Here is a 12,868-nt window from a genome sequence, read left to right as displayed (position 1 = left end):
CGCAGCAAATCAATCTTCAATGGCTTCTATACCTTGTTGCTTTAGCTGCTCGAGGTGGTCTTTCATCGCTTTTAGTTGCTCCGCGGGATGCCCCTGCCAGTTCGTCACTTCTCCGGTTACCCGAAGCGGACTCCGGGTGCGGTAAGATTTTGTCGGATTGCCGGGGTATTTCTTATCCGTCAGATTGGGGTCATCTTCTATCGTACCGGTTGGCTCTACTGTATAAATCCTGCCCCGGCCTTCCCCCTGAGCAAGTTCAGCTCCCCAAATAGCGGCGTCCATGGTGGCAGTCAGATAGACATAAGCCGCTTTCTTCCGCTTCCCGTAATTTGAATTGAAGCCGGGCTCAATCAAATCTCCAGGCTTTAGGTTAGCCTTCGTGCCATGGTAGAATAGTACTGAACCCTGATTCTCCATTTCCTCACTGTTTACTGATTTCATCTTCAATTATTCTTTGTAATTGCTTCTCACAAAATATGATTGGTCTACGTTAGAAAATACATGTATAAGCCCGCCAACTGCGGTAAGTATACAGGCTTTTACGGCCTATTAGCTTCTCTTTACATTAATCTAATATAAGAAAATTATCAGCTATTAAAATCTGGGAAGGCCGGATTTCGCCATAGGCCGTCCAACTCTCTCTATCCCTTCATTTCTTCCTGATAACACATCATAAAAAAGCCTGCCTTATACTGTAATAAGCTACTCTATTAGCACCAACACGCATTCTATATTTTACTATATTGGGAGTCCTTTACCATTTACCAGCTAAAATTACAATCTGCAAATCGTCTCAATAGACTTACAAACTGCTAAACCAGTATTGCATTCATATGAAAAAACGAATACGCTCCTTAATCCTGGTGACCCTGCTTTGCACACCTTTTACGCTACTGGCGCAACAAAAGAAGCAGAAGTTTGAGCCTGAAGAGCTGGCCAATCCGCTCATGGGCACCGACTCCAAAGTGAGCCTGTCGAATGGCAACACCTACCCAGCCGTGGCTGTACCCTGGGGCATGAACCTGTGGACGCCACAAACCGGTAAAATGGGAAACGGTTGGGCCTATACCTATGATGCCGACAAGATCCGGGGCTTTAAGCAGACGCACCAGCCTTCGCCCTGGATGAACGACTACGGCCAGTTTGTGATCATGCCCGTGACAGGCAAATTGCGCTTCGATCAGGATGCCCGGGCCAGCTGGTTCTCTCACAAATCGGAGGTGGCCAAGCCCTACTATTATAGCGTATACCTGGCAGACCACGACGTGACCACCGAGTTTACGCCTACGGAGCGTGCTGCCCAGTTCCGCATCACCTACCCAAAATCAGACAGCTCCTTTATCGTCATCGATGCGCTTGACAAAGGCTCTTTTGTAAAAGTTATACCTGGCGAAAACAAAATTGTGGGCTATACCACCAAAAATGCCCGCAGCAACCCGGTCGATTTCAAGAACCACTTTGTCATCTATGCTGACAAGCCTTTTACGATAGCCTATACTTGGCACGACTCGACACTGGTGAAAGACAAACTGGAGATGAGCGCCGATCATGCGGGTGCTATTGTCGGGTTCAAAACAGTGAAAGGCGAGCAGGTGAACCTGCGGGTTGCTTCCTCCTTTATCAGTCTGGAGCAGGCGGAACTGAACCTGAAGCGTGAGCTCGCTCAGGATAATTTTGAAGCAACGAAGCAGAAAGCCAAATCACTTTGGAACGAAGCCATGAGCCGTATCACGGTAGAGGGTGGTACGGACGAGCAGATGCGCACTTTCTACAGTTGCCTCTACCGCACCTTGTTCTTCCCCCACAAAATGTACGAACTCGATGCCAGCGGCAACCCAGTGCACTACAGTCCTTATGACGGCAAGGTATACCCTGGCTTTCGCTTCGCCGGCACTGGTTTCTGGGACACTTTCCGGGCGCTCTACCCTTTCCTGAACCTGGCTTATCCGAGCATCAACAAAGAGATGCAGGCTGGTTTAGTAAACGACTACAAAGAAGGCGGCTGGTTACCGGAGTGGTCCAGTCCGGGATATGCCAACATCATGATCGGCAATAACTCGGCTTCTGTGGTAGCTGATGCTTATATGAAAGGCCTGCGTGGCTATGACATTGATAAACTGTACGAAGCGCTGCTGCACGGTGCCAACAACGAGGGACCTATCACGGCCGTCGGTCGCGCCGGTGCACCTTACTACAACAAACTCGGCTATGTGCCATACGATGTGAAGATAAACGAGAATGCGGCCCGTACCCTGGAGTATGCCTACGATGACTTTGCCATCTATCAACTCGCCAAAGCGCTCAACAGGCCACAGGAAGAAATCAACCTCTATGCGAAGCGCAGCCAGAACTACCGGAATCTGTACGACCCTGCCACAGGCCTGATGCGCGGCAAAAACAGCAACGGCACATTCCAGTCACCCTTCAACCCCTTTAAGTGGGGCGATGCCTTTACCGAGGGCAACAGCTGGCACTACAGCTGGTCCGTGTTCCATGACGTGCAGGGGCTGATTGACCTGATGGGTGGCCGGCAAAACTTTGTAGCCAAGCTGGATTCGGTGTTCACGCTGCCACCGGTCTACGACGAGAGTTACTATGGCAGTGTGATCCACGAAATACGCGAAATGCAGATCGCTAACATGGGCCAGTATGCCCATGGCAATCAGCCTATCCAGCACATGATCTACCTGTATAACTATGCCGGAGCGCCCTGGAAGGCGCAATACTGGGTACGCGAGACCATGCACCGTATGTATCAACCCACCCCCGACGGCTATTGCGGCGATGAAGACAACGGACAGACCTCTGCCTGGTATGTTTTCTCAGCCATGGGCTTCTATCCGGTTACCCCAGCCGTGAACCAGTATGTGATCGGTGCGCCGCTATTCAAAAAAACAACGATAAAACTCGAAAATGGCAAAACGTTCGTGATCGAAGCACCGTCTAACAGCAGGGAAAATCTGTATGTGCAGAAAGCAACCCTCAACGGAAAAAAGCACGAGCAGAATTGGATCTCCCATGAAGACATCCTGAAGGGCGGTAAACTTAAATTTGAGATGGGCGCTAAGCCTGACACGAGTCGCGGCACACAGGAAAGTGCAGCGCCTTATTCTTTCACCAACGACCGTACTGCAACACAGCACCTGAAATAAACCTTATTCATACTAACCTATCCTCTAATGCCATCCATCACGCCTATTGCAACTGAAGAAGTAGCTTCTCAGCCAAAAGAGTCTTCGCGGGACTATAAGAACTATACCTCGCCGCTGATTGTCGTAACCCTCCTATTCTTTATGTGGGGCTTCATCACCTGCATGAATGACATCCTGATACCTAAACTGCAGGAGGTGTTCACGCTGCAGCTCTGGCAGGCCATGCTGATACAGACGGCCTTCTTTGGGGCCTATTTTATCGTTTCGTTTCTCTACTTCCTGCTTTCAGTCAGCAAAGGTGACCCTATCCAGAAGATCGGATATAAAAATGGTATCATCATTGGTTTGATCGTAGCGGCGCTGGGCTGTACCCTGTTTTACCCGGCGGCTGTTTTTCACAGTTACGGCTTCTTCCTGATGGCTTTGTTTGTGCTGGCATCCGGCATTACAGTGCTGCAGATCACAGCCAATCCTTATGTAGCTATTCTGGGTTCGCCTGAAACATCCTCCAGCCGCATGAACCTGTCGCAGGCGCTCAACTCATTTGGCACCACGATCGCGCCTATCATCGGGGGTTACCTGATCTTCGACCAGGTGGCATCTGCTGAGATCGATACGGCTGATTCTGTGAAATTGCCTTACCTGGGTCTTGCTGCTTTGCTCTTACTGCTGGCGGTGTTGATCAAGGTAGCGAAATTGCCTCGCCTGGAAGGAAGTGGTAAAATTGAACGGGGTGCTGGGGCCACGAAGTATCCGCACCTGGTACTGGGTATCGTTTGTATTTTCATGTATGTGGGTGGTGAGGTAAGTATCGGCAGTGCCTTGATCAACTACATCAAACTTCCGCAGATCACAGGCTTGTCCGAGTCGGAGGCGAAGCATTACCTGGCTTTCTATTGGGGTGGCGCCATGATCGGTCGCTTTTTCGGTGCTGTAGCACTAAGCACCTTTAAGCGCACGGGCAAATTTGCTGTGATTGCACTTATAGCACTGGTTACTTTCCTAACGGTATACGTCCTTTATGACCTCAACCAGGCATTGATCATATTGGGTCTGATCGCACTGAACGTGGTGGTGTTGCTGTTGGCCCGCTTTATACCTAACCGCACCGTGGGCCTGTTTGCCATGGCCGTGATTGGGCTATTACTGATTGGCGTAATGGCTGAAGGCTCCCTCGCTATGTGGGCGATCATCGCCATTGGCTTGTTCAACTCCATCATGTTCCCAACGATCTTTGACCTGGCCATCAAAGGGCTCGGCCGCCATACCAGCCAGGGCTCTTCGCTCCTGGTTATGGCCATCGTGGGCGGTGCCATCGTGCCGCCGCTGCAGGGTCTGTTCGCCGACCTGAGTGGTGACCTGCAACTCTCCTTTATCATCCCGATGCTCTGCTATGCCTACATCGTGTATTATGGCTTTGTGGGGTATAAGGTGAAGGAAGCTAGGGTATAAAGAGGCCGGAATATTTCATCACTCCTCCCTCACTCGCGTCCCACGAGCGAGGGTAGTATCATAAATCTACTCAATTTACAAAACAAGAAAGCCTCTCCCAATCAGGAGAGGCTTTCTTATGTGAGGCTATACCTTCACCTGATCACGGCGCCATAGCAAAAAGCTTCTTATTCGGCCTGCTTCCCAGGTAGAACGTAATCTTCCCACCCTTCATGATCTCATCATGCGTCAGGTAAGTGCGCTGAAGCTGCTTCCCGTTCAGCTCCATTTTCTGCACATACACATTCTTGTCACTCTGGCCTTTCACGTCAATCGAAAAGGTCCTGCCATTCTCCAGGTTGATTGTGGCTGATTTCACAGCCGGGCTGGTAATGGCATACTGATCAGAGCCTGGCGCTACCGGGTAGAAGCCCAGGGCGCTGAAGATGTACCAGGCGCTCATCTGCCCGAAGTCGTCGTTACCGCCCAGGCCGTCTACTGTCGGTTTGTACATGGCCTTGAGTACCATGCGGGTGCGCTCCTGAGTTTTCCAGGGCTGATCAGTCCAGTTGTAAAGGAAAGGCACGTGGTGCGAGGGTTCGTTGCCGTGCACGTAGTTCCCGATGATGCCTTCTCTGGAAATGTCTTCTGTGTTCTCGAAATACTTATCCGGCAGTTCCATGGTGAAGAGCGAATCCAGGTGCTGGGCAAAGCGGGTCTTCCCTCCCATCATCGCGATCATTTGTGCCGGATCGTGCGGCACATACAGGCTATAGTTCCAGGAGTTGCCTTCGATGAAGCCCTGTCCGTGCGTGTCCAGCGGGTCAAACTCTTTCTTCCAGGTACCGTCGCTCAGTTTCGGACGCATAAAGCCGGATTTGGCATCATATACGTTCTTGTAGTTCTGGGCACGCTTGCTGAACTCCTCGTAGATGTCCTGCCGGTTCAGCTTTTTCGCCATCTGCGCAATGCACCAGTCGTCGTAGGCATACTCCAGCGTTTTCGATACAGACGAACCGTTCTTATCCTCCGGCACATAGCCCATGTCCATGTAGTACCCCAGCCCATCGTAGTAACGGGTGCGGGCGGTCTGCACACAGGCATCCAGGGCGCGGTTTGCATCAAAGTTTCCGTTCCCTTTCATTACCGCATCGGCGATCACGGGCACAGAATGGTAGCCAATCATGCACCAGTTTTCGTTCGCATAGTGCGACCACACCGGCAACATCTTGTGCACGCTCTGGTCGTAGTGCGCCAGCATGGATTTGATCATGTCGTTGTTGCGGGCCGGCTGCAGGATGTTGAAGAGCGGGTGCAAGGCACGATAGGTATCCCAGAGCGAGAAGCTGGTATAATTGGTAAAACCGTCTGCCTGGTGCACGTTCATGTCCAGCCCTCTATATCTGCCGTCCACATCCATGTAAGTGGTCGGGCCAAGGAAGGAATGGTACATGGCGGTATAGAAATTCACGAGGTCATCTTTGCCGGCATCTACCACCACTTTGCCCAGTTCTTTGTTCCAGGCGGCCTGCCCTTCGCGCTTCACCTGCTCAAAGTCCCAGTGCGGAATTTCGGCTTTCATGTTAGCCAAAGCCCCCTCGGTACTTACCGGCGACAAGGCAAATTTGATCTTGATCTTCTCTCCTTCCTCTGTTTTGAAATCGAAGTAGGTACGCAGCTTTTTACCTGCGAACTCGGGGAAGTTTTTGGTCTGGTCGAACTTACGCCAGAAGCCTTTGTATGCCTGTGCCTCCGAGTAATCCTGGTTGCCATATTGGTGGAAAGGCTTGCTAAAGGACATGGCAAAGTATACCGTGCGGGTGCGGGCCCAGCCATTGGTCTGGCGGTAACCTGTGATCAGCGTGTCGTTCTCGACGCGCACAAAAGTCCAGGTGGTTTTGCCGTCGTAGTTGTAGATGCCCGACATCAGGTCCAGGATGATATGCGCCTCGTCTGACTTCGGGAAGGTATACTGGTGCATGCCCACGCGGTTGCTGGCTGTGAGCTCTGCCAGGATATTGTGGTCGTCGAGCTTTACTTTGTAGTAGGCCGGTTCTGCCACTTCATTCTGATGTGAAAAAGCAGAGCGGTAACCGCTTTCGGGTTTGTCAGCTGTCCCGGGGTTCAGCTGCAGTTTGCCGGTGGTCGGTGCGATCAGGAAGTCGCCCAGGTCGGAGTGGCCGGTGCCGCTGAAGTGCGTATGACTGAAGCCGACAATCGTTTTGTCGTCGTACTGGTAGCCGGCGCAGTACTTGTACACGTCCTTGTTATACTTGCCGTTCACCTCGTAGGGGATGGTGTCGGTGTCGGGACTCAGCTGCACCATGCCAAAGGGCACCGTAGCACCCGGATAGGTATGGCCCATCTTGGCAGTACCGATCATGGGGTTGACGTACTTCACCAGGTCAGGCACAGCCTTCTTTTGCGCAAAAGCCAGGCAAGGTATAAGCAATAAAACTGATAGGGCGATACTTCTCATAAGACGAGCTGTTTGTGGAGAATCGGTTTTAAGGATAGCTTAAAGTTAAAGCTTATTTCAACCTGTCACCACAAGCATTCAGAAGTTTTCGCGGCAAAATGACTAAATTGCGCCCTGACTGATTGGTATTCCCTGCATTTAGACACCCTATCCTATGAATTTTGTCGCCCTTGATTTCGAAACGGCCACACCACAGCGTGACAGCCCTTGTGAGATAGGTATAACCGTGGTGCGGGAAAGGGAAATCGTTGAAACACGGTCCTGGCTGATCAAGCCATTGTATTACCCTCACTTCAGCTCGTTTAATATAGCCGTGCATGGCATCCGGCCTGCTGATGTGAAAGACCAGCCTGATTTCGCTGAGTTGTGGCCGGAGTTAAAGCCTTACCTGGAAGGGCAGCTGCTGATCGCCCACAATGCCAGTTTTGACATGAGCGTGCTCCGCAAAACGCTGGCAACCTATGGTATACCACTTCCGGAGGCCCGCTATACCTGCAGCCTCAAATTCTCGAAAAACATCTGGAAGGGCATGCACAAGTATGACCTCAAAACACTCTGCAACATGCACCGCATTGATTTTCTGCACCACCGGGCTGCCTCCGATGCTGATGCCTGTGCCAGGTTATCGCTGAAGGCGCTCGCTCTGACAGGCACAAGCTCCGAAGAGGAGTTTGATGTGCGTATGGGTTGCAAGATCGCCCGCGTCTAAGCCGTAACAAAAGCTACAGTTCTGCAACAGGTTCCTGACTAAGCGACCCACCGGCGGGCCGCTTCCTTTTCCTCAAATGAAAAGGATCGCTGCTCGATAGAAGGCACCATCCTAAACACGCCGGACATCAGGTGCTGCAGCCAGTCTTTGTCTGTGACAAGTGCAATCTTCTTCACCTTATCCAGCACGTCACTGAAGTTAGATAAGATAAAGCTAACCCGCTCCTGTACAGCGGCAGGCTCCACTCCTTCCGTAGCGGCCATTTCCAGGTATAGGTTGAAAGGAGCCGCCGACTCCAGTTCCGGTTTGATGACTTTCTGCGAGGCTTTCATATCCTGCACGTCCACTTCTCCTTCCACCCGGAAGGCCAGTACCTGGTCGTGGCCAATGTCTATTTTCTTTATCATCTTGCTTTTGTTGTAAGTTGAACAAATCTTTCACCACGCCCGGGCGGCAAACAACACAGCTGCCAGTAGCAGCACAAGTCCTACCAGTTCGCCCAGTCGGCTGATGATCTTGTAAAGTAGTTTTTTGTATTTGTCTTGCATCGGCTTTCAGCTTGATTACACGATTTCGAAACGCTCCGAATAGATGCGCCGCCAGTCCACGCCCAGGTTGTGCAGGCCGATTTCGACCACATCCATCAGCGGCCCAGGACCACAGATAAAGTACATAAAAGTTTCCGGCTTGTCAGGCAGGTATTTGGCCAGCATCTGCTCATCTATCCGGCCTCCCTCCCCGTCAATATCTTCCGGTAGCTCTTCTTCATCCGGCACATCTTCTATCACATGAATGATGCGCAGGTCTATTACCTTGCTGATCTCGGTTAGTTCTTCCCGGAAGGTCACATCCTCCCACTTTTTGCTGGCATAGAGCAGGATGGCTTGGCGGGGATCTTTGTCGTCGCGCATGGTGCGCAGCATGCTCATGCCGGGGGTGATCCCGATGCCGCCCATTACCAGAAACAGATGGCTGTCCGGCTCCGGGGTGAACGACCCGAAAGGGCCTTCCAGGTATACCCTGGCGCCTTCCGGTATGTCTTTGAAAGTAGAGGTGAAATCGCCGGACTCCTTGGCCGTGAAGCTGATCGTGCTGTCGCGTGCGCTGGAGGCAAAGGAGAAGGGATGCTGCTGCAAAGTAAAGGGACTTTCGTTTACGGAGATCCAGGCAAACTGCCCGGGCCTGAACTGCATCTTTTCCCCTGACTCAGGTTGGAGGGTGAGCGTCCAGCATTCGTCGCGTTCGTCTTTCACCTCTGTCACCCGGTATGGCTTTTTGCGGTTGAGCCAGGGCCTGACAAGGCGGGTGTGCAGCACCAGGTACATGCAGGCGCCCATCAGCAGGGCCAGTGTGATCTTTTTCCAGAGCGGGTCCAGGTAATGCGACACCTGTATGGAGTGCACCACCCCCACAAACACGATCGAGAGTGCCAGAAAACCGTGGAGCAGCCGCCACTTCTCGTAGCTCAGTTTGAAAGCCAGCCGCCAGATGCTCGTGACGGTAATGCCGATCAGCGCCACCGAAACGTAGGAGAGCGCAATGGCCCGCAGCAGGTTAACGCCCGGGTCGAAGTAAGAAAGAAATTCTGTGTTGTTCAGGATCAGGATGACGGGATGCGCCAGGATGAAAAAGAAAGCGACCAGTCCCATTTTGCGGTGAAAGTGCACGATGTTGTCCATACCGAAGGTAGGCGCGACCCAACGAAAGCGGCCGGAGAACAGGAATTGCAAACCGAAAATGGCGAGTGCTATAAAACCCAGGGCTACTCCCAGTTCTGTCCAGAAATCACGGGCGGCAGGTATAGGCCCCACCAGTGCAAGGCCCAGCGGCACCAGGGCAAGTAGGGTGAATAGAAACAGCCAGGAAAAACCTCTCCGGTAAGAATATCTCATCTCTTGTTCATTATCCTGCCCGGCTATACCTGTCAAGCCCTGTACACAATGCCAGGGCTTAGGAACCGGACGATTCATCGTTTAAAGCCTAATGTACAGTATACTGAATTTCAGGTATATTGGTCGACAGAAAAACGGAATCCGGAGGAGTAGGCTGCTCTATGCTGTTGCTTTGCTCCAGGTAGGGCGCCAGGATCGGGGCCATTCCCCGGAGCACCTGCACCGGCAGCGAAGAGGTGAAATGAAAACCTGCCGCCTCACGGCCAGGCACAAAAGCGGTCAGTGTACCGAAGTGATTGTCGCCGATGAAAAACACAAAAGTGGCTGTGCGGTTGACGCTGCGGGAAGACAGCCGCTGCCCTCTTTTGCTCATGGTCACCACCCGGTTGTCGCCGGTGCCGGTTTTGCCGCCGAGCTGAAGTTTGTTACCATCCGTACCCGGTATACCGCCCTGCAAGCGACGGGCAGTGCCGGTATCCACCACGTCCAGCAAAGTTTCCCGCACGAGCGCAGCTACTTCCGGCGCCAGCACCTGCTCCCCTTCTCCCTCCTGCCATTTCAGGCCGGTTTCGTAAGGTGTCTGTCGCGCGAAGTGCAGTTCCTCGATGCGGCGGGTGCGGTGGCGCACGCCATCGTTCAGGATGATGCCCATCAGCTCGGCCAGCGCTTCGGGGCGGTCGCCGGAAGAGCCGAGGGCCGTCGCCAGGGAAGGCACGAGTTGCTGAAACGGATAGCCCAGTTTCTGCCAGCGCTGCTGCAGGTCGGCAAAAGCATCGAGTTCGAGCATGGTGCGAATGCGGGAGTCGCGGGCGCTCTTGTGGCGGGAGCGGAAAAGCCATTTGTATACCTCCTGCCGGGTGTCCATACTCGCCTCCGCCACTTCCGGCCAATTAGCTTCCGGGTGCTGCTGCAGGTATTGCAGGAGCCACAGTTCCAGCGGATGCACCCGCGAAATATAGCCCTGGTCGTTCAGGTCAAAAGCCTCCGGTCCGAACTGGTGGTAGAGCTCCATGATGCGCTTGTTTTTGAGCTTCTTTTCCCATGGCAGTCGCTCGCGCATCATACGGGTGAAGCTGATGGAGTCAGTATCCGGGTAAAAGAAGCGGTGCACCGTAGCAAGCCGGACGGAGTTGAGGCGCATACCGTTAAGCAGTGTTTCAAAACGCTCTTCTTCCGTTTTACCCTTATACTTGTGCCAATAGCGAAGCAGGTAGGTTTCCCCTTCCCGATTGGCAAATCGGGTCAGATACTCCCGGCGGCGCGGGTCGGCATCGTTGCCGAGCAGGCTGCCGCTGCCTCCCGTCTGCTGCTGTATGCTGTGCCGCACCACGTCCCGCGTCAGCCTGACAAAGGGCAGGTTGATGGATTTGAGGAAGGCTTCCCGCACGGTGGGGTTGCGGCCATTGTCGGTATCGCTGAAGTTGTGGAAGGTATGCATGCCACCACCAGTGAAGAAGCGCTCATGCGGACTGGCCGAATAGCGGCGCTCCATGGCGGCATCGAGGGTGGCGGCCAGGCTTTTGTCTTTGGCCTGCAGCAGGTAGCGCAACACCCAGCGACTCAGGTTGTCCTGCGAAGCTGCCAGCGCACGGCGCAATTCCCCTGCCGACTCCCCGGCGTAGCGGGTATGCAGCGCTTCAATCATATCAAGGTATGTGACGAGCATCCGAAGCTTGGCCGTGGAGCCCAGTTCCAGTTTGCTGCCTTCGTTCAGGTCAAGCGGCTGGTCGGTGTTGTCGGTTTGTACGCGCACCAGGTTGCCCTGCGGACTGCGTTCATACAGGGTAAAACTATACCTGATCTCAGCTGCTTGTTTGGGACTCAGCAGACGCTCACCATACAGCCCCACGCTCCTGGCATAAGCAGGTTCGCTCAGGCGCTGCAGATAAGTGCTCACCTCTCCCTGCAAGGCGTGCTCCAGTGTGGTCGTGGCACCTACATCCATGCGGTCAAGGTCGTAGAGCGTTTTGCCCAGCATACCTGCCAGGTGGGTACGCACCATCAGCGAGCCTTTGTTTGTTTCGGTCGGCACCGTGATCGGCTCTGCGCTGAAATCCCGGAAGGCGACATCCTGTGACAGACCTGCGTCCCGCAGCTGGGTGCTGATGTGGCCGTTGTCAGCGAGCAGCCGAAGGTAACTGCTGGTGAGCTCGTTCAGCGCCTGGCGTCCGCCTTCATTCAGGTAGTAGGCAGGGCGGCGCTGGGCAATGAACAACGACAGTACCTGCCGCAGCGCCTGCCCCTGGGCCTGCAGGCTATCGCCCGCTGCCGACGGTAAACTCAGCAGACGGTTCACTTTCTCCGGATCGCTTCCAAACCACACCCACAGTCCGTCTCCCAGCCCGTGCACTTCGCCGTAGCCCGGCGCCCCGTAGAGCGGCAGGTTGTTCAGGTACGACAGCACCAGGGCCTCCCGGGCGGGCAGTGTTTCGGGGCCGGACTGGTAGGCACGCACGCTGGCCGACACCATCTGCCGCAGCTTGGCACGCGGACTCACCGTGATGCCCGCCGGGGAGTGCCGGAACTTTTCGAGCTGTGTGGCCAGTGTACTGGCTCCCATGGTCTGGTACTCCAGCCCCACACGGCTGGCCGCCAGGTGCAGACCAGCTTTTGTAAAGCGCAGCCAGTCCACCGCCGGGTTCATGTAAGGCTTTTCAGGATTCAACAGCTCCCTGTTCTCAATAAATAAAAGCGATGAGGTGATCAGGGAAGGGATGGCCTCGTAGCTGGCGTACAGGCGGCGCGGGTATTTGAAGTCGTACACCGGTCTGCCCTGGAAATCGACGATGCGCAGGCCGGCTTGTGTCTTTTCGGCATAAGGCGCAAAGTAGCCCCGGGAGGTATACTGCATCAAGGCATCTGAAAAGCGGGCCTGCTGCACTACCTCCATTCCCCGCTCTTCTGCCCGGTCGAGCAGCTGGGGCAAATGGGCGTAGCCGAGGCGTTTGTCAAATGGACCGGGTTTGGGGTATACGATCGCATCGCTCCGGCCAGGCTCCACCTGATAGGTCAATGTGGCGGCATAGCGCGCTAATTCGCGCGACTGCAAACGGGATGTACGGGTTTCATAAAGCACGGCCGCGACGACAACTCCAATTATGATGAGTGTGGTGCCAAAGAGCATCCATTTGAGGATGGTCCCACGCTTTTTATTCTCTCTACTGGCCGTGTGGGTGGGACGGTAATTGCTGACTACCATCACCAA

At 53.9% G+C, this 12,868-nt stretch carries 8 protein-coding genes; 3 read left to right on the top strand and 5 right to left on the bottom strand.

Translation table 11 applies throughout. From position 1 onward, the window contains the following. Positions 1 to 9: 9 nt before the first annotated feature. Positions 10 to 441 carry an NAD(+)--rifampin ADP-ribosyltransferase gene (gene arr, locus BW972_RS07775; protein ID WP_007658497.1) on the bottom strand — a complete coding sequence of 144 codons (432 nt, stop codon included), beginning with the start codon at positions 439 to 441 and terminating at the stop codon, positions 10 to 12. Positions 442 to 833: 392 nt separating this feature from the next. On the opposite strand from arr, the gene BW972_RS07770 reads away from it, so the two are divergent. Further along, complete coding sequence (locus BW972_RS07770; protein ID WP_076421698.1) at positions 834 to 3,152, top strand: GH92 family glycosyl hydrolase; 2,319 nt, start codon at positions 834 to 836, stop codon at positions 3,150 to 3,152. A 27-nt stretch (positions 3,153 to 3,179) separates the two neighbouring features. Beyond that, on the top strand, positions 3,180 to 4,604 hold the full coding sequence (locus BW972_RS07765) for a sugar MFS transporter (protein WP_076421697.1): 1,425 nt from the start codon (positions 3,180 to 3,182) through the stop codon (positions 4,602 to 4,604). Positions 4,605 to 4,746: 142 nt separating this feature from the next. Here BW972_RS07765 and BW972_RS07760 read toward each other — a convergent pair whose 3' ends face one another. Further along, entirely contained in the window at positions 4,747 to 7,062 is a 2,316-nt protein-coding gene (locus BW972_RS07760) for a GH92 family glycosyl hydrolase (protein WP_076421696.1), read from the bottom strand. 154 nt (positions 7,063 to 7,216) lie between these two features. Here BW972_RS07760 and BW972_RS07755 point away from each other — a divergent pair, with 154 nt between their 5' ends. After that, complete coding sequence (locus BW972_RS07755; RefSeq protein ID WP_007658487.1) at positions 7,217 to 7,771, top strand: 3'-5' exonuclease; 555 nt, start codon at positions 7,217 to 7,219, stop codon at positions 7,769 to 7,771. A 38-nt stretch (positions 7,772 to 7,809) separates the two neighbouring features. Here BW972_RS07755 and BW972_RS07750 read toward each other — a convergent pair whose 3' ends face one another. The 3 genes from BW972_RS07750 to BW972_RS07740 form a co-directional block, all read right to left on the bottom strand. Continuing rightward, a complete protein-coding gene (locus tag BW972_RS07750; RefSeq protein ID WP_007658485.1) occupies positions 7,810 to 8,178 on the bottom strand; it encodes a SpoIIAA family protein in 369 nt (122 codons plus the stop codon). Between the two features lie 156 nt (positions 8,179 to 8,334). Beyond that, the gene (locus tag BW972_RS07745; RefSeq protein ID WP_083674107.1) at positions 8,335 to 9,741 is read right to left on the bottom strand and encodes a ferredoxin reductase family protein; all 1,407 of its coding nucleotides are present in this window, start codon (positions 9,739 to 9,741) and stop codon (positions 8,335 to 8,337) included. 10 nt (positions 9,742 to 9,751) lie between these two features. Next, a complete protein-coding gene (locus BW972_RS07740) occupies positions 9,752 to 12,862 on the bottom strand; it encodes a transglycosylase domain-containing protein (RefSeq protein ID WP_200805469.1) in 3,111 nt (1,036 codons plus the stop codon). Positions 12,863 to 12,868: the final 6 nt, after the last annotated feature.

It is taken from the genome of Pontibacter lucknowensis, from assembly GCF_900156415.1.
In the GTDB taxonomy this organism is placed as follows: domain Bacteria; phylum Bacteroidota; class Bacteroidia; order Cytophagales; family Hymenobacteraceae; genus Pontibacter; species Pontibacter lucknowensis.
Note: the sequence above shows the minus strand (reverse complement) of the source record. Positions and strands in the feature narration are given on the sequence as shown.